The organism is Antarcticibacterium flavum (assembly GCF_006159205.1).
GTDB lineage: Bacteria > Bacteroidota > Bacteroidia > Flavobacteriales > Flavobacteriaceae > Gillisia > Gillisia flava.
The window spans coordinates 2,435,449-2,456,545 of sequence record NZ_CP040812.1; the positions used below are offsets into that span (position 1 = coordinate 2,435,449).

Consider the following 21,097-nt stretch of genomic DNA (forward strand, 5'->3'; position numbering starts at 1 on the left):
ATTATAGGTCAAATCCAAGGTTCACCCCAAGCTTCAGGGCTATTTGGCGAAGTATTCTCTTCTTAATCTCTGGGATCCTTACGCTTTCCAGTACATTATTGGCAAAGGCATACATAAGTAAAGCCTGTGCTTCCTTTAATGGAATACCTCTGGATCTAAGGTAAAAAAGAGATTCTTTATCCAGCTGTCCTATAGTACAACCGTGGCTGCATTTTACATCATCTGCAAAGATCTCCAGCTGTGGTTTTGAATTAATAGTAGCCCGGTCATTCAACAAAATATTATTGTTTGCCTGGAAGGCATTGATCTTCTGGGCTTCTTTTTCAACCACTACCTTCCCATTAAAGACCCCGGTAGAATTATCGGCATAAATACCTTTATAATCCTGGTGACTCTCGCAATTCGGGAAAATATGATGTACCAGTGTATTATGGTCTACGTGTTGCTTATCTTCTATGATAGTAACCCCTTTTAAAGTGGAATCACAATGTTCCCCTCGTTGAAAGAAATTAAGGTTGTTACGGGTTAACTTCCCTCCAAAGGAGAAGGTATGGATAGAGCAATTGCTGTTGTCCTTTTGTTCGATAAAAGTGTTATCTATTAAAGATGCTGAAGACCGGTCGTTCTGGATCTTATAGTAATCTACGATCGCATTCTTACCCGCGAACACTTCAGTAACCGAATTTGTAAGTACAGGATTATCTGTCAAACTTTGATGTCTTTCAATAATTTGAACCTGTGCATTCTCTTCTACCACAATTAGATTTCTGGGTTGCACCATAAGTGCAGCCTCATTTCCTGTAGAGAAATTCACAATTTGAATAGGCTTATCGGCAACCTTGTTCTTGTGGATACGTATATATGCCCCTTCTTTGGAAAACGCAGTATTTAGTGGTGTAAAACCATTTTCCCTGGTGACCAGCTTATTGAAATACTGGTCGATTACAGGTTTATATTTTGGTTTTGCCAGGGCAGAAGACATAAGACAAATATCATGCTTGTCATGTGTCGTTTGTGAAAGATGGGATGAGAATATTCCATCGATGAACACCAGGTTATAAGTATCTATATCGTGAATAAGATACTTTTTAATATCCTTGTACTCAATAGTGTCTTCCTTCTTAGGGAATACACTGTAATCGTGTTTAAGAACCGAATTAAGGGAGGTGTACTTCCAGGCTTCTTCCTTTTTTGAAGGAAAGCCCATGGTTTCAAACTCCTTTATGGCTTCTGTTCTTAAATTATGTATATCTGCATCCACATCACAGGCTTCTTCAAAAGCAAGGAATGAGGATATTAATTTTTCTTTTAATTCCATTTGGTATAAATTTTATTCTGAATAAATCCTTCCGAAAATGAAAGGAAATCTTACCCGGAACTTCTTAAACGGTTTCTGGCTTTAACCAGTCATAGCCTTTTTCTTCCAACTCGTAAGCCAGCTCCTTCGTGCCAGATTTTACGATCTTTCCATCTACCATCACGTGAACAAAATCTGGAACTATATAATCCAACAGGCGCTGGTAATGTGTGATCACCAATACTGCGTTGTCTTTGCTCCTTAATTTATTCACACCCTTCGCTACAACTTTTAATGCATCGATATCAAGACCTGAATCTGTCTCGTCGAGAATAGCCAGTTTAGGATTGAGCATCGCCATCTGGAAGATCTCATTTCTCTTCTTTTCCCCTCCTGAAAATCCCTGGTTAAGGGACCGCGACAAGAACTTCCTGTCAATTTCAAGCATTTCAGACTTTTCCCTTATGAGCTTCAACATTTCATTTGCAGGCATATCCTCAAGTCCCTGTGATTTCCTGTGAGCATTTATGGATGCTTTCATGAAATTGGTAACGGATACACCAGGGATCTCTACAGGGTACTGAAAAGAAAGGAAAATCCCCCTGTGAGCCCTTTCCTCGGGATCCAGTTCTGTGAGGTCTTCATTTTCAAATACGATCTCCCCGCGGGTCATCTCATATTCTTCTTTTCCGGCAATCACAGAGGATAATGTACTCTTCCCGGAGCCATTAGGCCCCATGATCGCATGAACTTCCCCTGCATTGATTTGAAGGTCGATTCCTTTAAGGATTTCTTTATCCTCTATATTGGCGTGTAAATCTTTAATTTTGAGCATAGTATTGAATATATATCCGGATGTTTCCGGTCTTTATTTTTGTACTTCTGTTTCTTGTGTTTCCTTCTTGCCGGTTATCTCCAGCACTTCTTTGATCTCAATGATCTGGGAATAGCCAGCCGGCATAGGATTATCTGTCACCTTACCTTTGACTTTGACGGGAAAAACCCCGCCGTTATTGTCCTGGTAATTTTTTAGATCCTGTTTTAGATTCGTTGAAATCGAATCGATTTTAACCATATAAACAAATTGGTTACCTTTTAAAACTGCAGCATTTCCTGCTGTAATGAAATTCCCTTCATAAACCTTGATGCTATCCTCTGCCGTCATTACAGGCGAAGGTTCTGACGCAGTTCCCTGCTCACTTTCACAGGAAGATATAAGGAAAACCAATGTTAAGATGAAAAGTAACTTCTTCATATCCTGTCTTGAGTTTTACAATCTTATCCTACCGAGCCTTCAAGAGAGATCTCAAGCAATTTTTGAGCTTCCACCGCAAATTCCATAGGCAGTTTATTCAAAACCTCTTTGCTGAAACCATTCACAATAAGTGCTATGGCTTTTTCTGTATCTATACCTCTCTGGTTACAATAGAATATCTGGTCTTCTCCAATTTTACTTGTGGTGGCTTCGTGCTCCACCTGTGCCGACTTGTTCTTTACCTCAATATAAGGGAAAGTATGTGCGCCACATTTATTCCCCATCAACAATGAGTCACACTGGGAGAAATTACGGGCATTCTCTGCACGGCTGTTTATTTGTACAAGCCCCCTGTAAGAATTTTGGGATTGCCCGGCAGAGATCCCTTTGGAAATGATGGTACTCTTGGTGTTCTTGCCAAGATGGATCATTTTGGTCCCGGTATCTGCCTGCTGGAAATTATTGGTAACGGCAATGGAATAGAATTCCCCAATTGAATTATCCCCTTTTAAGATACAGGAAGGATATTTCCAGGTAATGGCACTTCCTGTCTCTACCTGTGTCCAGGAGATCTTGGCATTCTTCTCGCAAATTCCTCTTTTTGTAACGAAATTATATACTCCACCTTTTCCTTCTTTGTTTCCGGGGAACCAGTTTTGTACCGTCGAATATTTAATTTCAGCACCATCCAGTGCTACCAGTTCCACAACTGCAGCATGCAATTGATTCTCATCGCGGGAAGGTGCGGTACACCCTTCAAGGTAGCTTACATAGCTATCCTCATCTGCAACCACAAGGGTTCTTTCAAACTGACCGGTTCCAGCCTGGTTGATACGGAAGTAAGTTGAAAGTTCCATAGGGCATCTTACCCCTTTTGGGATATAACAAAAAGAGCCGTCACTGAAAACTGCAGAATTCAATGCAGCATAGAAATTATCCCTTTGCGGCACTACAGATCCTATGTATTTCTTCACCAGTTCAGGATGCTCCCTTATCGCTTCTGAAATTGAGCAAAATATGATCCCTTTTTCAGCAAGGGTCTTTTTAAATGTCGTGGTAACCGAAACCGAATCCATTACAATATCAACCGCCACACCTGCAAGCTTCTTTTGCTCATCTATAGAAATACCCAGCTTCTCAAAAGTCTCCCGTAACTCAGGATCGACTTCGTCAAGGCTGTCATATTTTGGTTTTTTATTGGGGGCAGAGTAATAGGAAATATTCTGGAAATCTGGTTTCTTGTATTTCACATTTGCCCACTCGGGTTCTATCATCTCTTCCCAGGCTCTGTAAGCCTCAAGACGCCATTGCGTCATCCACTCCGGCTCTTCTTTCTTAAGAGAGATAGCCCGTACAATGTCTTCATTTAATCCAACAGGAAAAGTGTCAGATTCTATATCTGTATAGAAACCATATTCATACTCCTTGGTTTCCAGTTCCTTTTTTAAATCGTCCTCTGTATATGCCATAACTTTTATTCTAGATTTAAAGCTTTAGTTCTTTAAGAACCTTGCTTATTGAATTGCCGATTATAATTGTGTGAAGAACTTCTAGTGGAGCTCTTATGAATTTGCTCTCGGCAACATGTCAAATTCCATTTTATATAGTACCATTTCCGGTCTTGCTTACCCGGTATGCCTGGATCGAACAGTAAAGAAAGCGTTTGGGTCCTGGTAAGGTTGCTTTTAATTTAACTCTCAAAAATCAAGCAGTTTTTAATTAAAAGAACACTTAGGTTTTTCCCTGCAATAATAATTACAGTGAAAAACTTTCACCGCACCCACAAGTTCTTTGTGCATTTGGATTATTAAACACAAACCCTTTGCCATTTAAACCTCCGGAATATTCCAGGATGGTTCCCGCCAGGTAAAGAACACTCTTTTTGTCAACCACGATCTTTACTTCGTTGTCTTCAAATAATTTATCTGTCTCTCCCTGGGATTTGTCAAACTTAAGTTCATATGATAATCCAGAGCATCCACCACTCTTAACCCCAACACGTACAAAGTCATTGCCGGCGTCGTAACCCTCTTCGGTCATCAATAATGCGATCCTTCTTTTTGCGTCTTCGCTAACCTTTATCATTGTTAAACAGATTAATTCTAAATTGGGGACAAATATACTACAAAACAAACGGTTTACCATAACCTATGTATATGTTTTGGGAATGTTGTCATAGGTGACCCCAATATGATTTTGATTAAATTTTTTACTTATTTTCCAAGGGTTTGAATACTATTTGCCATTTCTTTTTTTTTAGAATAAAACACTGTTTTTGAGATTGCCTACTATATATGGCCGCTTAAATTATAAATCCTTTATTTTTGCAAATTAAAATTTAGACCCATGATAGAAGATAGTCACAATAGCAGGACAAACCTTTCAGAATTAGGAGAATTTGGTTTAATAGATCTACTTACCAAAAACCTGGCTGTGAAATTGCCATCCACAATAAAAGGGATTGGAGACGATGCCGCAGTTATGGATTTTAAAGATCAAAAAACTATTATTTCTACAGATCTTCTTGTTGAAGGGGTTCATTTTGACCTTGCATATATGCCTTTGAAGCATTTAGGTTACAAGGCAGTAATGGTGAATTTGAGTGATATCTATGCAATGAATGCGACTGCCACCCAGGTGACCGTCTCACTTGCAGTCTCCAATAGGTTCCCTGTGGAAGCGCTGGAGGAGCTCTATTCGGGAATAGAACTGGCATCAAAAATATATAATGTTGATGTGGTGGGAGGTGACACCACCTCCTCCACGAAAGGTTTGCTTATAAGTGTAACAGCTATTGGAAAGGCGTCTTTAGAGGAGATAGTTTACAGGAATGGGGCAAAACCCAATGACCTCCTGGTGGTGACAGGTGATCTGGGAGCAGCTTATATGGGGTTACAAATCCTGGAACGTGAAAAGGAAGTATTCAAAGTGAATCCTAATTCCCAGCCAGACCTTGATGCTTACACCTACCTTATTGAGAGGCAGCTTAAACCTGAGGCAAGAAAGGATGTTCCACCCATGTTAAAGGAGCTGGGCGTTTTACCTACTTCCATGATAGATATAAGCGATGGCCTTTCTTCTGAAATTATTCACCTTTGCAAGAACTCCAAAACAGGGGTGAATCTCTTTGAAGAAAAGATCCCACTGGATCCTGCCGTGATATCGGCCTGTGAGGAATTTGAGATTGACAGCACCACTATTGCTCTAAGCGGTGGTGAAGATTATGAATTACTTTTCACTGTCTCCCAGACAGATTTTGACAAGATCAAAGGGAATCCTCATTTTTCCATTATTGGGCATATGACAGAGGAAAGGGAAGGAATGCACCTTGTTACCAGGGCAAATGCCAAAATCCCTTTAATAGCAAAGGGTTGGAATGCAATGGAAAGAGAGGAGGATTAAGAAGCGCTTGCGTAGAACCTTTCTTTGCGTCTTTGATGGATCTTTGCCAGGTAGTCATTAGTTTCCTTGAATCTTGGGGTAAGACGGGCAAGGAAACCATTAGCAGTATCTGTCATTTCTACTCCACAGTTTGCGCATTGGTATTCGTGAATGTGGTTTGTAACATTCTTTGACACCTTTAATTTATGTCCAAAGAAGTTACAATAAGCCTTTGCGAACGGAAATTTTTTGGGGGTAAATTTCTTCATAAAAGGTTGATATTGTTGTTTCTGAAATATAAAAGTATAAAAAAAAGTTAATTATTCGTCAAAAAGTATTATTTAATCGATGAAATGCAGTAGTTCTTCGATTTCTGACGGCTGTTCCAGGTAAGAAAGATGACCGGTATTCACCAGAATAATCTCAGTGTTTGTCGCTTCACCAATCGATTTAACTCTTTTCCAGGGCATTAGTGAATCATCTTTCCCTGCAACCAAAATTTTTCTTCTGTTAAATTCCTTTAACACATCTGTTTTGTCTGTGCGAATTTTCATACCTTCAATTGTAGCAACTATACCTGAAGTAGGAAAACGCACTGCTTCTTTTTTTAATTTATCCAGTTCTTTCTTATGTTTATACTGCTCTTTTGGGGATACCAAATTGGAGATTGCCATTCTTACAAAGGCGCTTTTGTTTTTTTGGATCATTTCAATTCCCCGGTTCCGGTTCTCGATCCTTTCAGGGGTATCGGCTTCTGGTGTGGAGTTGAGCAACAGTAATGTATTTACCATAGTAGCAAATTGATCCAAATAAGACAGGCATACATAACCGCCCAGGGAATGCCCTGCCAAAGTAATCCGGTTCAAATTTAATTTATCCAAAACTGCCTTGACCACCAGGGCCATTTCTTCCATGGTGTGAATGCTTCCTAAATTTCCAGATTTACCATGGCCAGGGAGATCAATACAAACCACCTGCCTTTTTACAGCCAGAGCGGGAACAAATGGTTTTCATATTTTACTGCTTTCCAAAAATCCGTGTAATAAAACCAATGGTTTTCCGGTACCTTTGGACTCGTAAAAAATGTTTGTATTGTTATAGTTAAGGATCATAGCCAAAATTTACCATTATAATTTACAACTAAAAATGAAATTTAATAAGGAAACCCTCATTTTGGGTTTTGCGCTTTTTGCCCTGTTCTTTGGGGCGGGAAATCTTATACTGCCACCAGCCCTTGGTTTCTTCGCAGGTTCGCAATGGTACCTGGTTGCAATTGGATTCATTCTCTCTGCAGTTGGACTTCCCCTTCTGGGAATTGTTGCTCATGCCCGTTTGCAGGGGAGCATCCTTGATTTTGGAAATAGAGTTTCCCCTGTCTTCAGTTTGATCTTTAGTATATTGATTTACCTTATAAGTATTTCCCTTCCCGCTCCAAGGACGGCAGCGGTAACTCACGAAATTGCTGTTGAACCATTTTTTGAAGTTGGCGGACTTTTTACCAGTATAATCTATTTCACGCTGGTTCTTTTTTTTGTGATAAAACGCTCCCAGGTCATCAATAATATTGGTAAATATCTTACTCCCACAATTTTGGTCCTTTTGCTGGTTGTGATCGTTAAAAGTCTCTTCCCGGGTTATTCCCAAATGAAAGAGCCGGAAACAACATTTCCGGTCCTGTCCGGCTTTTTTGAAGGGTATCAAACATTTGATGCGATTGCGGCCCTTGTAGTTGGGGGAGTGATCTTAATCTCTGTCAAGCTTAAGCGCACGGTAGAGCCACGTGAGCTGCAAGTAACGGTCACAACTGCTGCTGTTCTTGCGGGACTTGCTCTTTTGATAGTTTACAGCGGCCTTATTTATACCGGCGCAAGGGTCAATGGCGAATTCTCGCAGGATATCTCCCGCGTTCAATTATTGTCCGGGATCAGCATTCTTAATTTGGGAAATTTTGGAGGCGTTGCCCTTGCTTTGCTTGTCACACTGGCCTGTTTCACAACTGCTGTAGGCATTGTGACAGGTACTGCCGATTTTATGGCGACAACGATTAAAAAACCGGGTACCTATCCCTTCACTGTGGTGGTAGCATGTGTATTAGGGGTTATAATGGGTGCCTTTTCTGTCAACCAGATCATCGACATCGCCCTGCCGGTTCTTATGGTTATCTATCCTCTTACTATCATTCTTATTCTATTAAACGTCCTGCCGGAAAGATACAGGAGCAGGAGGGTTATGAGAAGTGTGGTCCTGGTGACCGTTATACTTAGCCTGCCCGATGTCTTAAAGATCTATTTCACTGAAGAGCAATTACAAAGCCTGCTGCAGTGGGTGCCGCTCTCCTCCTACAACCTGGGCTGGGTTCTCCCGGCGATCATAACATTTACTGTAGTCAACCTGCTGGAATATTATTGGGAAAATAAAACACTGCCCCAAAAATAATTTTCAGGGCAGTGTTTTTGATTTTTTAAACTTCAGTGAATTTCTAGGCGTTCATGAGTTCCTCGATCTCTTCAGCTTCAATAGGAATATTGCGCATAAGATTGAATGGTTCCCCTTTTTTCTGGATTACCACGTCATCCTCCAGGCGAATCCCAAAACCTTCCGCAGGAATATAGATGCCGGGTTCCACAGTGAACACCTGGTTCTCTTGCATTGGTTCTGTAAGAATTCCGTAATCATGGGTGTCAAGCCCTATGTGGTGGGAGGTCCCGTGCATAAAATATTTTTTATATGCAGGCCAGTCCGGATTCTCATTCTTAACATCGGCTTTATCCAGTAAACCAAGTCCAAGAAGTTCAGAGGTCATGATTTTTCCTACCTCCACATGATATTCTGCCCATATGGTGCCGGGAACCAATAATTTTGTGGCCTCATTCTTCACCCGGTTCACAGCGTTATAAACTTCCTTCTGTCTCTTACTGTATTTACCCGAGACGGGGATAGTACGGGAAAGATCGCTGGAATAATTTGCATATTCTGCCCCGGTATCCAGCAGGATCAAATCCCCTGCCTTGCACTGGCGGTTATTCTCTACATAATGTAGCACATTAGCACTGTTACCACTTGCGATAATGGGGGTGTAGGCAAAACCTTTTGAGCGGTTCCTTAGCATTTCGTGCATATACTCTGCCTCAATCTCGTATTCCCAAACACCCGGTTTTACAAAACCAAGGGTCCTTCTAAAAGCTTTTTCTGTAATGTCACAGGCTTGTTGCATTAGGTCCAGCTCTATCTTATCTTTTACAGAGCGCAGTCGCTGCAGGATTGGATTGCTCTTTGCCACCTGGTGTGCCGGATATTTCTGTTTACACCACTCTATAAACCGGTCTTCCCTGGTTTGCGTCTCTACATTGGCCCGGTAGTGCTCATTGGTATTAAAATATACCGTTTCACACTGGGTCATGACCTCAAAGAAGACTTTTTCAAAATCCTTGAGCCAGTATACTGTTTTGATCCCACTTGTTTCATAAGCCTGCTCTTTGTCAAGCTTTGCTCCTTCCCAAACCGCAATATGGTCGTTGGTTTTAGTAAGGAAAAGGATTTCCCTGTGTTTTTCCATGGGGGCATCCGGAAAGAGAACAAGGATACTTTTATCCTGATCTACTCCACTTAGATAAAAAATATCCCGTGCTTGCTGAAATGGCATTGTGCTGTCTGCACTTATGGGATATATATCATTGGAATTGAAGACCGCAAGGCTGTTTGGTTTCATGGCTTCCATGAAATTTTTGCGGTTTTTAATAAAGAGTTTTTTGTCTATTGGATCGTATTTCATTTCGATTAAGTTATTTTTTAATAAAACTGTAGGAGTGGAATACCGATTATTATTTTTTATGCTGAAGGACCTCAGGGTTTACCAATTTTCTACTCTCCATTAATAGCTGTAAAAAAATACTGTTCCTATAAGGTTTAAAGCTGCTGAAGGTTTTGCAGGACCCCTAGTGGCTGGTTTATTGAATAATTTTGAATCTTCATTTATTTCTTCCGGAATGTTTCCGGGGCTTTAAAAGGCACATTTAAGTATCGATTTTCCACTTCATACAAAGGTATCAATATTAGACAGAGTAGAAAACCTAGTCGCCTTCATATAGCCTGAGGCGGTTGCGCAATTTTCTGTTCTTTTTTTGCAATTTCTCAACCTGTCTTAATAAATGATGTATAGCCTCAATACCTTCCAGATTAATTTCCAGGTCATAATGCAGTCTGTGTAATTTTTCAAAATCTCCCAGGTTGTCGCAATGCACATATTCCTTTTGTTCCACCTGTATCACCTCAATGAGACCGCTGTCACCCAGGTATCTAATAAAGGTGTGCTCTACCCTGTAACGGGTGCATAACTCTTCTGTAGATATCAATTCTTCAAAATTCATGAGCGCAGTTTTTGTAATTCTTTAAAAAGTTCTTTTTCTCTATTAGTAAGCTTCTTTGGCATTATTACATTATAGGTTATGTATAGATCTCCAAACTGGCCTTCTTTTTTATATTTTGGGAACCCTTTGCCTTTTAGTTTTACTTGTGTGCCGGGTTGTGTCTCAGGTTTAATGTTGAGCTTCACCTTGCCAGTAAAGGTGTCTATTGTAATCTCTCCTCCCAGGAGTGCAGTGTAAAAATCTACATCAACCGTTTTGTAAAGGTTTTCTTTTTCCCTTTTAAAAGGGGTGTTGTTTATTATTTTGAAAGTTATATAAAGATCTCCCTTAGGTCCTCCCTGTATTCCAGGTCCACCGTGTCCTTTAATTTTTATGGTTTGACCATTTTCAACACCTGCGGGAATGGTAAGGCGAATATTTTTACCGTTGACGGTAAGGGTGTGTTTTTGACTTGTATAAACATCCTTAAGATTTAGCTGAAGTTCTGCATTAAAATCCTGGCCTTTATATTGGGGGCTTCTTCCTGTTCCCCGTGACCTGGCTCCCCCGCCAAACATTTGTTCGAAAAAGTCGGAAAAAGTGTCGTCATCAAAATTACCCGAATAAGTATATCCTCCTCCCGGTCCACCAAAGCCTTCTCCAAAACCGCCGGAATAGCTACCTGCAAAACCACCTTCTTGTTGCTGTTGTTGTCTTGCCTGTTCATACTGCTCGGCATGCTGCCAGTCTTTCCCGTACTGGTCGTATTTTTTCCTTTTTTCAGGATCATTTAATACTTCGTGTGCTTCATTTATTTGTTGGAACCTTGCCTGGGCAGTTTTATCATTAGGGTTAAGGTCCGGGTGATATTTTCGGGCCAGTTTTCTGTAAGCCTTCTTTATATCTGCCTGGGAGGCAGATTTGTCCAGTTCAAGTACTTTGTAATAATCTATAAAATCCATAATTTTTTTCAGAAAAAATAGCTATTACCAAATTACGAAACCTACGGCGCTTTGCTGCAAAAAAGCTTTCAAAAATTCTGTGATATTTAAATTTACAAGACGCCACTGATGCTTTTTTATACCAGACATACCCTTGAAAATGAAGGCCTGATATAACAATTCATAAATTATTTTAAATTAGTTCTAAATTGAATTTTAAATAAGCCTAAAGTTTGTTAAAAACTATAAGGAGGTGTATTTTTGTCCAACTCTTTTTTAATATAAAATTATCTATGGCAAAATCTGCGCTATTAAAGTCATCTTTAGCAAAAAAATACTGGATGGCTTTCACGGGCCTCTTCCTTTGCATATTTTTAGTTGGACATCTTTTAGGAAATTTACAGCTACTCCTTCCTGTAAGTGAAGCGGCAAGGGATCAATTCAATGAATACGGTCTTTTTATGACCACGAATCCTTTGGTGATGATCCTGTCATATATTACCTATTTCAGTATCCTCTTCCACGCTATAGACGGGGTTATCCTTACCATAAATAATAATAAGGCAAGGCCTAAGGGGTATGTGAGCTATAAGCCTTCTACAAATTCTACCTGGTCCTCCAGGAATATGGGATTGCTTGGAACGGTGATCTTTGCATTCATTGTTTTACATATGAACGCATTTTGGGCCAAAATGAAGTTTGGGGGGCTTGACAATACAATTTATACAACAGAAAGCGGGGCGCAGGTAAAAGACCTTTATAGCCTTACTATAGGTACCTTCCAGGATCCCGATTATGGTTTGATCTTCGTGATCATTTACCTGGTAGCCATGATCGCCATCGCCTTTCACCTTATTCATGGATTCTCCAGTGGCTTCCAGTCATTGGGTGTAAACCATCCAAAATATAATGGTTTCATTAGAAAACTTGGATATGCTTTTGCCATACTTATACCCTTGGCTTTCGCTATTATTCCTTTCTACGTCCACTTTGTTTTGGATAATATAAATACAATTTAAGCTATGGGAAAACTAGATTCAAAAATACCAAAAGGCCCATTGGCAGATAAGTGGACCAAACATAAGAATGAAATAAACCTTGTTAATCCCGCCAACAAAAGAAACATAGACGTTATTATGGTTGGAACGGGTCTTGCCGGTGGAAGTGCCGCTGCAACCCTTGCAGAACTTGGTTATAACGTAAAGACATTTTGTTACCAGGATTCCCCTCGTAGGGCGCATTCCATTGCTGCCCAGGGTGGGATCAATGCTGCCAAGAATTACCAGGGGGACGGCGACTCAAATTACAGGTTATTCTACGATACTATAAAAGGAGGCGATTACCGCTCCCGTGAGGCAAATGTTTACAGGCTTGCCGAGGTGTCTGCCAATATCATTGACCAGTGTGTTGCGCAGGGAGTTCCCTTTGCCCGTGAATATGGTGGTTTACTTGATAACCGCTCCTTTGGAGGGGTTTTGGTTTCCCGTACATTCTACGCAAAAGGTCAAACCGGGCAACAGTTATTGCTTGGTGCTTATTCTGCAATGAACAGGCAAATCAACCGTGGAAAGATCCAGTCTTACACGCGTCATGAGATGCTGGACCTGGTGATTGTAGATGGTAAGGCTAGAGGAATTATAGCCAGGAACCTGGTGACGGGAGAAATAGAAAGGCATAGTGCTCACGCAGTTGTGATAGCATCTGGTGGATATGGAAATGTTTTCTTTTTATCTACCAATGCCATGGGAAGCAACGTAACTGCTTCCTGGAAAATACACAAAAAAGGAGCTTTTTTTGCTAATCCTTGTTTTACACAAATTCACCCTACCTGTATACCGGTTTCGGGAGAGCACCAGTCCAAGCTTACGCTTATGTCTGAGTCTCTTAGGAATGACGGTAGGATTTGGGTGCCTAAAAAGCTGGAGGATGCGAAAGCAATTAGAGAGGGAAGGTTAAAACCAACAGAACTTAAAGAAGAGGACCGGGATTATTATCTTGAAAGAAGATATCCTGCATTTGGAAACCTTGTGCCCCGGGACGTGGCATCGAGAGCTGCAAAAGAACGTTGTGACGCAGGTTTTGGAGTGAATAAGACAGGAGAGGCTGTTTACCTTGACTTTGGATCGGCATTTATGCGTTATGGTCGTGAGGCTGCCAATACCCAGCACATTGAGAATGCATCTGAAGAACAAATAAAAAAATTAGGACAGGAAGTTGTTGAGGCCAAGTATGGAAACCTTTTCCAGATGTACGAGAAGATCGTGGATCAAAATCCATATGAGACCCCAATGATGATATATCCTGCCGTACACTATACTATGGGAGGTATCTGGGTAGATTATAACCTTGAAACCACTATCCCGGGATGTTTTGCTACCGGGGAAGCCAATTTCTCAGATCACGGCGCCAACAGGCTTGGAGCTTCAGCTTTGATGCAGGGGCTGGCAGATGGGTACTTTGTTTTACCTTATACAATTGGAGATTATCTTTCCAAGGATATTAGAACCGGTAAGATCTCAACTGACTCTCCCGAGTTTGAGGAGGCGGAAAATGCCGTAAGAGCCCAGCTTGAGAAATTTGTAAATAATAACGGGACAAAATCTGTTGACCACTTCCATAAGCGTCTTGGAAAGATCATGTGGGATAAAGTTGGGATGTCCAGGAATGAAGTGCATTTAAAGGAAGCTATTAGTGAAATAAAAGCTCTTAGACAGGAATTCTGGCAGGATGTAAAAGTGCCCGGAGGTACCAATGAAATGAACACGGAATTGGAAAAAGCCTCTCGTGTAGCCGATTTTCTTGAACTTGGAGAACTGTTTGCAAAAGATGCGCTGCACAGGAATGAATCTTGTGGAGGCCACTTTAGGGAAGAATATCAAACTGAAGAAGGTGAAGCCTTAAGGGATGACGAGAACTTCATGTATGTAGCGGCCTGGGAATATACGGGAGAACCGGGAGACGCTGTCCTGCACAAGGAAGATCTCATTTATGAAAATATAGAAGTTAAACAAAGGAGTTATAAATAGAACTGGATCTTGAGTAATGAGTAGTTGGACCTACTCAATACTCAATACCCAGTACTCATTACTCAATACATAAAGTATGAAGCTTACACTAAAAATATGGCGTCAAAAAAACGCCGCTGCAAAGGGAGCTATTCAAACCTATCAATTAGGTGGGGTAGATCCAGATATGTCTTTCCTGGAAATGCTGGACGTGCTCAATGAGGACCTGGTAGGTAAGGGAGAAGAGCCTGTAGTGTTTGATCACGACTGCAGGGAAGGCATCTGTGGCTCCTGTAGTTTACAAATAAATGGAGAACCTCATGGACCCGACAGGGCAATTACGACCTGCCAGCTACATATGCGTAAATTCAACGATGGGGATACTATTGTAATAGAGCCTTTTCGTGCAAAGGCATTTCCCGTTATTAAGGACCTGGTGGTAGACCGTAGTTCCTTTGAAAGGATACAGCAGGCAGGAGGATATATATCTGTGAATACTTCCGGAAATACCCAGGATGCCAATTCCATTCCTATTCCAAAAGAAGATGCAGATCTTGCATTCTTCGCTGCGACCTGTATTGGCTGTGGAGCCTGCGTGGCTGCCTGTAAGAATGCCAGTGCCATGTTGTTCACCTCGGCCAAGGTTAGCCAGATGGCTTTATTGCCACAGGGGAAAGTGGAAGCCACAAAGCGGGTTCTTGCCATGGTGGAGCAAATGGATGCTGAAGGTTTTGGTAACTGTACCAATACTGGTGCCTGCGAGACAGAATGTCCTAAAGAGATCTCTCTTGAGAATATCGCCAGGATGAACAGGGAATACCTGAAGGCAAGTATTAAATAAGGTTAAATGAAACTTATATATAATTCCCGGGCTTTGCAGTCCGGGTTTTTTTATGCATATTATTTAAAATTTTAATTATGCCTTTAGATTCATTGCCTTCATCAAAACTACCAGGCCAGCAGGAAAGTATTTTCTCCAAAATGAGCCGGCTTTCTGCAAAAAATAAAGCTGTAGACCTTTCCCAGGGTTTTCCAGATTTTCCAACAGATGACAGGTTAAAGGAGCTGGTGACCAGGGCCATGAATAGCGGTTATAATCAATATGCTCCAATGGCCGGAGTTTATGAACTCCGGGAACAGATCTCAAATAAAATAAGTAAGCTCTATTCAAGGGAGTATGATCCTGAAAGGGAGATCACCATAACGAATGGAGCTACCCAGGCCATTTATTCGGCAATTACTGCTTTTGTAGGAAAAGGTGATGAGGTTATTGTTCTAAAACCGGCTTATGACAGTTATGAACCTACAATTAAATTAAATGGGGGAGTTCCTGTTCTCATTCAGCTAAAAGGGAAGGACTATAAGGTAGACTGGCAGGAAGTTAAAGATAAGATTACCTCCAGGACCAGGATGATGATCATCAATACCCCACATAATCCTACAGGTACGGTACTTTCCCGTGAAGACATGCATCGCCTGGAGGAAACCCTAAAAGGAAAAGATATCATTCTCTTAAGTGATGAGGTCTATGAGCATCTCATATTTGATGGCCAAACCCATCAAAGTGCTGCTCTTTTTCCCGACCTGGCATCACGGGCTATTATTTGTGCCTCTTTTGGAAAAACCTTTCATAATACGGGCTGGAAAACCGGCTATTGCGTTGCCCCGGCTGAACTTATGGCCGAAATTTGGAAAGTTCACCAATTCCAGGTCTTTTGTATAAATCACCCTATGCAAAGAGCCTATGCAGAATACTTAAAAGATCCTGAAAATTATCTTGGACTTCCAGAATTTTACGAGAAAAAGAGGGATAAATTCCTGGAGCTAATCGATGGCAGTAGATTTAAAGCCGTGCCTTCAGGAGGGACCTATTTTCAGTTACTGGATTATTCAGAAATTACCACTGAGGCAGATACGAAGTTTGCTGAAAGACTGGTTAGTGAACATAAGCTTGCCACAATACCAATTTCAGTTTTTAATATAGATAACCGGGATAATAATCAGCTAAGATTTTGCTTTGCAAAGACAGTGGAAACTTTGGAAAAAGCTTCAGAAATTATTCATAGGATTTAAGATCTCGACCCCCTTTAAGTTTTTCATTTACGGCACTTCTCACGATCTCTGTAGTGATACCAAACAGTACGTGGGCCAGTAACTCATTAATCTGCATTCTTATAGGAATATCTGTAGGTTTTGGCTCCAGTCCAAGAATAGGAAGGGAGGTTTCGTGGGTAGACACCCAGGTAGATGCACCCAGAATAACCCCATCACTTATGTTGTAGGCATCCTTGTCCTTTTTTCCATAGCCATAAGCAGCTCCAATACTTGCCCCAAAAGGAAAGCTTACCAGCTGCTCGGCCAGGGCTTCATTTTGAGTGCTTATTGGACTCCCTGTGATCTTGGTTGAAAGGTCATCCACGATCTTTATCTGGGCACTTCGTTGCTCGACCTTGCGCACTGGGAGAAATTCCTCCACGAGGCTCTTGATCGCAGTTCCTGCCAGGCCACCTATAAAACCTGCTATTACTCCTCTTGCTGTGCTGGAGGCGAAAGACTTCTGACTAAAAAAATTAGGTGATCTCATATATAGCAATTTTATAATTATTAATGGTTGTATGGGTCGACATACGAGTTTCAGCTTATCCTGTTGTTCCTGAATCAACGGCCTGTATGACTCCCAATTTTGATTAAAACTATTTATATTACCTTTTCAATCCAACCATTTAACAAGTATTTAGGAGGCAACGCTATATTTTTTATAAATTTGAGTATGAAAGAAAATTTAAATGTAGCGGTGCTCCAATTGGACCTGGCCTGGGAAAATGCCAGGAAAAATCTGGAGATATTTTCTAATAGAATAAATGCTTTAAAGGAGGATGTGGATTTGATTGTCCTGCCTGAAATGTTTACAACAGGTTTTTCAATGAATGCCGAATCTCTTGCTGAGGAGGCCGAAGGGGCGGCTTTTGATTGGATGAAAAAAATTGCCCTGGAGAAGGATAGCGCAGTGACTGGAAGTGTCATTGTAAAAGAAGCGGGGAACTACTATAATCGGCTGTACTTCATTTTCCCAAATGGGGATTATAAAACCTATGACAAGAAACACACCTTCACACTTGCAAAAGAAGATCAAACATATACCGCAGGTAAGGAAAGATTAATAGTAGAATACAAAGGCTGGAAAATATGCCCCCTTATTTGTTATGACTTACGTTTCCCGGTATGGGCGAGGAATACGGTAAACTATGATCTTTTGATCTATGTTGCCAACTGGCCCGAAACCAGGATACATGCCTGGGATACCCTGCTACAGGCCCGTGCGATAGAGAATATGGCCTGGTGTATAGGTGTGAACCGAACCGGGAAAGACGGGAATGAATATAACTATAATGGCCATACCGCAATATATGATTGCCTTGGCAAAAGTTTATTTGATCATAATCGTAAGGAAGAATTCACCGAAGTCGTTTCTATAGACAGGGACAGCCTAATAGAAACTCGAAATAAATTGAAATTCCTGCAGGACCGGGATTCCTTTACCTTAAATTAAAGGGTTGATTCACATCCCAGTTTGGCCTTACATCCAGAGGTTCAGGAAAATAGATGATCTCTTCAGGAGCTCGTTTTTCGAGATAATTTCCTGTATCCCATACCCCATTCTCATTTCTGTCATAGATCACACGCAGCAGGAAATTACCGGGGTTTAGATACTCAAATCTTATGCTGGTCTCAGAGGTAGAATATTTTTCAGCCTTAACTACACCTTTCTCATCTGTAAGCTGCACTATGATTGGGAAACTTGCAACGTTGGAAAGGTTTACCGTAACATTGCCATATTCTGAAAATGCCTTTGTTTTAAAAGAACGTTGGATGGTATCATTAGTAGAGCCGTAGAAATCCTGTAAAGCACCCGGCAGAACGGTGAGCCTGTAGGTTTGGCTTTCCTGCTTTGGGAAGATTACAGCTACAGCATTATCCGGTCGCAGTTCAGTGGTGAACTCAACATTGACAGAATCCCGGTCCATCACAGAAATTCTTTCGCTGTTTTGTGATTCCAGCGGGGTATTGGAGCGAAGGATGATATTTTTACCGAAATCAAGGGTTCCTGAAGGTTCAGGAGTGATTTGTAAAGTGTCTGCTGCCATGCTGGTAATCCTTGTTAGCAAGGTATCCACCCGGTTTTGGCTTACCAGCCTGAATTTTAAGCTATCCACCTCCAGTTGTGGTTTGATCCAAACGTGTAAACTATCTTTATCTGGGACCCTGGTAAACCTGTACTCAAAATTGTCTGGTACATTGGTGATGGGTTCAATTCTTAAGCTGTCTGGCAAAGCTCTTCCTCTGTAACCCAACAAGAGCTTATTTCCCGCAAGTTGTTTTGGCCTTTCGGGCTGGAAAGGCTGTATTTCTCTAAAAAGTACAAGGTTATAAGAAGTGTCTGTAGGGACCGTTACAGGTTGCTCAATAAATCCTATTTTTTCTCTGCCTGGATCATACCGGAAATTATTATTACGGTCCTTGACGGCTACAAGTTGATACGTACCTTCTTTAAGGTTGGTTAATTCAAAGCTTTGCAAACTGTCAAGCGTATTGGTAATATAGCGTGGAGGTTGTTTATATACGAGGGAATCTGTAAAATTTTCATCTCTTTCGTATAACATGACAGATATAAAAGTTTCAGGTTCTTTTAAAGTCGCATCTGCTACCGTTCCTTTGACAGTTAGGGAATCGATATAACTTCCTGTAGAAAAAACATATTTAAAGAAAGGAAGGGGATTCCCCTCATTATTGTCTACTACACTATTTCCAAAATTAAATACGTAGGTTGTGTTCTCTTGTAGCGTATCTGTGATCCTTATTCTTATATACTTTTGAGGGCTACCCATTGGGGTGATCTCCGGTTTAGGATCCATTGGCGGTGATATGATCAACTGCTCCTGGGGTTTTTCCAGTTTTATATATTCATCAAAGTAGATCCTTATCTCATCCCTTTTAAAATTGGTGGAATAATTCTCTGGAGTAGCTCTTATGAATTTTGGAGGCTCCATATCGATCTCTCCACCCGTGGGGGTTCCCCGTTTAGCACACTGCGCCAGGCTAAGAATGAGGATAAGTAGGAATAAAAGCTTACTAAAATATTTCATTAAGTACCGGGATTGAGATACAAAGAAACAATTTTTTCCAATGTTACCAGGCAATGGCCATTGTGGCCACACTTATTTTAACACCCCCGGCCTCTTTTAATACGCTTGCGCAGGCTTCCAGGGTAGCTCCCGTAGTGATGATATCATCTACAAGTAGGATATGCCGGTTAGCTACAACTCCAGGATCTGCCAGGACAAAACTTTCTTCCATGTTGCCCCAGCGCGCCAGGCGTGCTTTAATAGTTTGGGTGGAGGAGAAGGATTTTTTAACCAAAGCCGTATCTATATATGGCATCTGCAAGGCAAGGCTTATTTCTCTGCCGAATTTCTCTACCTGGTTATAGCCTCGGTGCTTTAATTTTTTCCTGTGCAGGGGAACCGGGATCACCATTTCCACTCCCGGAAAAGTGCTATTTTCCAATATTTGGGCCGCCATCCACTGTCCAAGGAATGTTCCTATTTCCTGTTGTCCTTTATATTTAAGCTGATGGATCAATTTTTGGACCCCACTTTTCTTATGAAATTCCAAAAGTGCAGTTGCGTTTTCTACCTCTACCCGGCCGTAAAATACTTTTTTCACGGGATTCTCGTTGTTAAGGTGGTAAGTGGTCACCGGCAGGTCGTGGATACACTTTGCGCATATAACAGGTTCATTCTTTACCAGCTCCTGCTCACAAATGCTGCACAATCTTGGATAAAATAAATTAATTAAATCGTGAAACATATGTTAATGAATTGTAACTTCAATTCAGATTCCTATAAATTTACAAACTAAATTAACATTTATTATGACCGAAAACAAAAGTAATACCGCATTGAAGATCTTAACCGGTATCTTAGCCGTAGCTCTTATTGCGCTGGGGATATACACGGTTAAATTTTATAATGAAGAAAAGGAGAATAAAGAGATCCTGCAGCGCGAAAAAGCTGTAATAGAGGATGAGCTTAATGATCTTATTATCAAATATGATGAGGCTATTGCCACCAATGAGGTCATGGACCAAAATTTGGTGGATGCCAGGCAAAGGATCAATGTCCTGCTTGATTCAGTAAAGGATGCTGAGGCCAATCTCGTTTTGATCTCCAGGTACAGAAGGGAAATAACTTCACTTAGGAATGAAAAGGACAGGCTTTTCAGGGTTGTTGATAGCCTTAGTAACCAGAACAGAATGCTTTCTACTGCAATAGACAGTACGAACATGGTCCTGGCAGAACGTACCCGTATGTCCGATTCCCTTCAGCAAACAAATCAAAACCTATCTACAAAAGTTGACCGGGCTGCACAGCTTAAGGTTACATCCCTTAGGGGAGAAGGTGTGATCGTTAGGAATAGCGGAAGGTTGGTAGAAAATGACCGCACAAGAAGAATAGACCAAATTAGAACCTGTTTCACAGTAACAGAAAATGCACTGGCAGAAGCAGGTGAGAAAAATATGTACGTACAGGTATATAACCCCGAGAATGAACTTGTTGGAGATCAAATTGCCGTACAGCACGACGGCGGGGTGATGGTTTACAGTGCAGCCTCCAAGATCTATTATGAGAACGAGGAGCTGGACGTTTGTATACTTTCCAATACAGACAGTGACAGGCTTGTAGCCGGTACCTACAAGGTGTATGTTTATGCCGGTCCACAATTGATTGGTACTTCCTCTTTCGATTTGAGATAATTAATATTTATTAAATAATAACAGCCGCCTTGACCTTAATCGAGGCGGTTTTTTTATT

21 protein-coding genes are annotated in these 21,097 nt (G+C 41.1%); 8 read left to right on the top strand and 13 right to left on the bottom strand.

All coding sequences use genetic code 11. The features are described from left to right. Position 1: 1 nt before the first annotated feature. From sufD to FHG64_RS10345, 5 genes are all read right to left on the bottom strand, one after another. Complete coding sequence (sufD, locus tag FHG64_RS10325; RefSeq protein WP_139066327.1) at positions 2 to 1,318, bottom strand: Fe-S cluster assembly protein SufD; 1,317 nt, start codon at positions 1,316 to 1,318, stop codon at positions 2 to 4. 64 nt (positions 1,319 to 1,382) lie between these two features. Next, positions 1,383 to 2,132, bottom strand: a complete 750-nt coding sequence (sufC, locus tag FHG64_RS10330) for a Fe-S cluster assembly ATPase SufC (RefSeq protein WP_139066328.1) — start codon at positions 2,130 to 2,132, stop codon at positions 1,383 to 1,385. A 33-nt stretch (positions 2,133 to 2,165) separates the two neighbouring features. Continuing rightward, positions 2,166 to 2,552, bottom strand: coding sequence for a hypothetical protein (locus tag FHG64_RS10335; protein WP_139066329.1), 387 nt, complete (start codon positions 2,550 to 2,552; stop codon positions 2,166 to 2,168). A gap of 23 nt (positions 2,553 to 2,575) precedes the next feature. Next, positions 2,576 to 4,021, bottom strand: a complete 1,446-nt coding sequence (gene sufB, locus FHG64_RS10340) for a Fe-S cluster assembly protein SufB (RefSeq protein WP_139066330.1) — start codon at positions 4,019 to 4,021, stop codon at positions 2,576 to 2,578. A 286-nt stretch (positions 4,022 to 4,307) separates the two neighbouring features. Continuing rightward, on the bottom strand, positions 4,308 to 4,637 hold the full coding sequence (locus FHG64_RS10345) for a HesB/IscA family protein (RefSeq protein ID WP_139066331.1): 330 nt from the start codon (positions 4,635 to 4,637) through the stop codon (positions 4,308 to 4,310). A gap of 261 nt (positions 4,638 to 4,898) precedes the next feature. Here FHG64_RS10345 and thiL point away from each other — a divergent pair, with 261 nt between their 5' ends. Beyond that, positions 4,899 to 5,954, top strand: a complete 1,056-nt coding sequence (gene thiL, locus FHG64_RS10350; protein WP_139066332.1) for a thiamine-phosphate kinase — start codon at positions 4,899 to 4,901, stop codon at positions 5,952 to 5,954. Here thiL and FHG64_RS10355 read toward each other — a convergent pair. Together FHG64_RS10355 and FHG64_RS10360 are read right to left on the bottom strand one after the other, a co-directional pair. Further along, on the bottom strand, positions 5,951 to 6,202 hold the full coding sequence (locus FHG64_RS10355; RefSeq protein ID WP_139066333.1) for a hypothetical protein: 252 nt from the start codon (positions 6,200 to 6,202) through the stop codon (positions 5,951 to 5,953). The two genes, thiL and FHG64_RS10355, sit on opposite strands and share 4 nt — an antisense overlap. Before the next feature lie 72 nt (positions 6,203 to 6,274). Then, a complete protein-coding gene (locus tag FHG64_RS10360) occupies positions 6,275 to 6,925 on the bottom strand; it encodes an alpha/beta fold hydrolase (protein WP_285897186.1) in 651 nt (216 codons plus the stop codon). A gap of 154 nt (positions 6,926 to 7,079) precedes the next feature. On the opposite strand from FHG64_RS10360, the gene brnQ reads away from it, so the two are divergent. After that, positions 7,080 to 8,369, top strand: coding sequence for a branched-chain amino acid transport system II carrier protein (gene brnQ / locus FHG64_RS10365; RefSeq protein ID WP_139066334.1), 1,290 nt, complete (start codon positions 7,080 to 7,082; stop codon positions 8,367 to 8,369). A gap of 43 nt (positions 8,370 to 8,412) precedes the next feature. Here the strand turns inward: brnQ and FHG64_RS10370 are convergent, their stop codons facing one another. From FHG64_RS10370 to FHG64_RS10380, 3 genes are all read right to left on the bottom strand, one after another. Further along, positions 8,413 to 9,705 (bottom strand): aminopeptidase P family protein, encoded by a 1,293-nt coding sequence (locus FHG64_RS10370; protein ID WP_139066335.1) that lies wholly within the window; start codon positions 9,703 to 9,705, stop codon positions 8,413 to 8,415. 298 nt (positions 9,706 to 10,003) lie between these two features. Then, positions 10,004 to 10,300, bottom strand: a complete 297-nt coding sequence (locus FHG64_RS10375; RefSeq protein ID WP_139066336.1) for a chaperone modulator CbpM — start codon at positions 10,298 to 10,300, stop codon at positions 10,004 to 10,006. Then, entirely contained in the window at positions 10,297 to 11,241 is a 945-nt protein-coding gene (locus FHG64_RS10380) for a DnaJ C-terminal domain-containing protein (protein ID WP_139066337.1), read from the bottom strand. The genes FHG64_RS10375 and FHG64_RS10380 overlap by 4 nt, the downstream gene beginning before the upstream one ends. A gap of 272 nt (positions 11,242 to 11,513) precedes the next feature. Between FHG64_RS10380 and FHG64_RS10385 the strand changes: the two genes are divergently transcribed. From FHG64_RS10385 to FHG64_RS10400, 4 genes are all read left to right on the top strand, one after another. Further along, the gene (locus tag FHG64_RS10385) at positions 11,514 to 12,239 is read left to right on the top strand and encodes a succinate dehydrogenase cytochrome b subunit (RefSeq protein WP_139066338.1); all 726 of its coding nucleotides are present in this window, start codon (positions 11,514 to 11,516) and stop codon (positions 12,237 to 12,239) included. A gap of 3 nt (positions 12,240 to 12,242) precedes the next feature. After that, the gene (locus FHG64_RS10390) at positions 12,243 to 14,246 is read left to right on the top strand and encodes a fumarate reductase/succinate dehydrogenase flavoprotein subunit (protein ID WP_139066339.1); all 2,004 of its coding nucleotides are present in this window, start codon (positions 12,243 to 12,245) and stop codon (positions 14,244 to 14,246) included. Between the two features lie 76 nt (positions 14,247 to 14,322). Next, positions 14,323 to 15,066, top strand: coding sequence for a succinate dehydrogenase/fumarate reductase iron-sulfur subunit (locus FHG64_RS10395; protein ID WP_139066340.1), 744 nt, complete (start codon positions 14,323 to 14,325; stop codon positions 15,064 to 15,066). A 77-nt stretch (positions 15,067 to 15,143) separates the two neighbouring features. Beyond that, complete coding sequence (locus FHG64_RS10400) at positions 15,144 to 16,298, top strand: methionine aminotransferase (protein WP_139066341.1); 1,155 nt, start codon at positions 15,144 to 15,146, stop codon at positions 16,296 to 16,298. Here the strand turns inward: FHG64_RS10400 and FHG64_RS10405 are convergent. Beyond that, positions 16,282 to 16,809: a DUF1440 domain-containing protein gene (locus FHG64_RS10405; RefSeq protein WP_139066342.1), complete on the bottom strand. Its 528-nt coding sequence runs from the start codon at positions 16,807 to 16,809 to the stop codon at positions 16,282 to 16,284. The genes FHG64_RS10400 and FHG64_RS10405 overlap by 17 nt on opposite strands. Before the next feature lie 186 nt (positions 16,810 to 16,995). Between FHG64_RS10405 and FHG64_RS10410 the strand changes: the two genes are divergently transcribed. Beyond that, the gene (locus FHG64_RS10410) at positions 16,996 to 17,775 is read left to right on the top strand and encodes a nitrilase family protein (protein ID WP_139066343.1); all 780 of its coding nucleotides are present in this window, start codon (positions 16,996 to 16,998) and stop codon (positions 17,773 to 17,775) included. Here the strand turns inward: FHG64_RS10410 and FHG64_RS10415 are convergent. Continuing rightward, positions 17,762 to 19,369, bottom strand: a complete 1,608-nt coding sequence (locus FHG64_RS10415) for an Ig-like domain-containing protein (RefSeq protein WP_139066344.1) — start codon at positions 19,367 to 19,369, stop codon at positions 17,762 to 17,764. The genes FHG64_RS10410 and FHG64_RS10415 overlap by 14 nt on opposite strands. A gap of 43 nt (positions 19,370 to 19,412) precedes the next feature. Further along, positions 19,413 to 20,093, bottom strand: coding sequence for a ComF family protein (locus FHG64_RS10420; RefSeq protein ID WP_139066345.1), 681 nt, complete (start codon positions 20,091 to 20,093; stop codon positions 19,413 to 19,415). A 64-nt stretch (positions 20,094 to 20,157) separates the two neighbouring features. Between FHG64_RS10420 and FHG64_RS10425 the strand changes: the two genes are divergently transcribed. Beyond that, the gene (locus tag FHG64_RS10425) at positions 20,158 to 21,039 is read left to right on the top strand and encodes a hypothetical protein (protein ID WP_139066346.1); all 882 of its coding nucleotides are present in this window, start codon (positions 20,158 to 20,160) and stop codon (positions 21,037 to 21,039) included. Positions 21,040 to 21,097: the final 58 nt, after the last annotated feature.

What these genes read in the sequence shown, in the direction of transcription:
- sufD (WP_139066327.1), bottom strand. Translation starts at nt 1,318, where the DNA reads ATGGAATTAAAAGAAAAATTAATATCCTCATTCCTTGCTTTTGAAGAA.
- sufC (WP_139066328.1), bottom strand. Translation starts at nt 2,132, where the DNA reads ATGCTCAAAATTAAAGATTTACACGCCAATATAGAGGATAAAGAAATC.
- FHG64_RS10335 (WP_139066329.1), bottom strand. Translation starts at nt 2,552, where the DNA reads ATGAAGAAGTTACTTTTCATCTTAACATTGGTTTTCCTTATATCTTCC.
- sufB (WP_139066330.1), bottom strand. Translation starts at nt 4,021, where the DNA reads ATGGCATATACAGAGGACGATTTAAAAAAGGAACTGGAAACCAAGGAG.
- FHG64_RS10345 (WP_139066331.1), bottom strand. Translation starts at nt 4,637, where the DNA reads ATGATAAAGGTTAGCGAAGACGCAAAAAGAAGGATCGCATTATTGATG.
- thiL (WP_139066332.1), top strand. Translation starts at nt 4,899, where the DNA reads ATGATAGAAGATAGTCACAATAGCAGGACAAACCTTTCAGAATTAGGA.
- FHG64_RS10355 (WP_139066333.1), bottom strand. Translation starts at nt 6,202, where the DNA reads ATGAAGAAATTTACCCCCAAAAAATTTCCGTTCGCAAAGGCTTATTGT.
- brnQ (WP_139066334.1), top strand. Translation starts at nt 7,080, where the DNA reads ATGAAATTTAATAAGGAAACCCTCATTTTGGGTTTTGCGCTTTTTGCC.
- FHG64_RS10370 (WP_139066335.1), bottom strand. Translation starts at nt 9,705, where the DNA reads ATGAAATACGATCCAATAGACAAAAAACTCTTTATTAAAAACCGCAAA.
- FHG64_RS10375 (WP_139066336.1), bottom strand. Translation starts at nt 10,300, where the DNA reads ATGAATTTTGAAGAATTGATATCTACAGAAGAGTTATGCACCCGTTAC.
- FHG64_RS10380 (WP_139066337.1), bottom strand. Translation starts at nt 11,241, where the DNA reads ATGGATTTTATAGATTATTACAAAGTACTTGAACTGGACAAATCTGCC.
- FHG64_RS10385 (WP_139066338.1), top strand. Translation starts at nt 11,514, where the DNA reads ATGGCAAAATCTGCGCTATTAAAGTCATCTTTAGCAAAAAAATACTGG.
- FHG64_RS10390 (WP_139066339.1), top strand. Translation starts at nt 12,243, where the DNA reads ATGGGAAAACTAGATTCAAAAATACCAAAAGGCCCATTGGCAGATAAG.
- FHG64_RS10395 (WP_139066340.1), top strand. Translation starts at nt 14,323, where the DNA reads ATGAAGCTTACACTAAAAATATGGCGTCAAAAAAACGCCGCTGCAAAG.
- FHG64_RS10400 (WP_139066341.1), top strand. Translation starts at nt 15,144, where the DNA reads ATGCCTTTAGATTCATTGCCTTCATCAAAACTACCAGGCCAGCAGGAA.
- FHG64_RS10405 (WP_139066342.1), bottom strand. Translation starts at nt 16,809, where the DNA reads ATGAGATCACCTAATTTTTTTAGTCAGAAGTCTTTCGCCTCCAGCACA.
- FHG64_RS10410 (WP_139066343.1), top strand. Translation starts at nt 16,996, where the DNA reads ATGAAAGAAAATTTAAATGTAGCGGTGCTCCAATTGGACCTGGCCTGG.
- FHG64_RS10415 (WP_139066344.1), bottom strand. Translation starts at nt 19,369, where the DNA reads ATGAAATATTTTAGTAAGCTTTTATTCCTACTTATCCTCATTCTTAGC.
- FHG64_RS10420 (WP_139066345.1), bottom strand. Translation starts at nt 20,093, where the DNA reads ATGTTTCACGATTTAATTAATTTATTTTATCCAAGATTGTGCAGCATT.
- FHG64_RS10425 (WP_139066346.1), top strand. Translation starts at nt 20,158, where the DNA reads ATGACCGAAAACAAAAGTAATACCGCATTGAAGATCTTAACCGGTATC.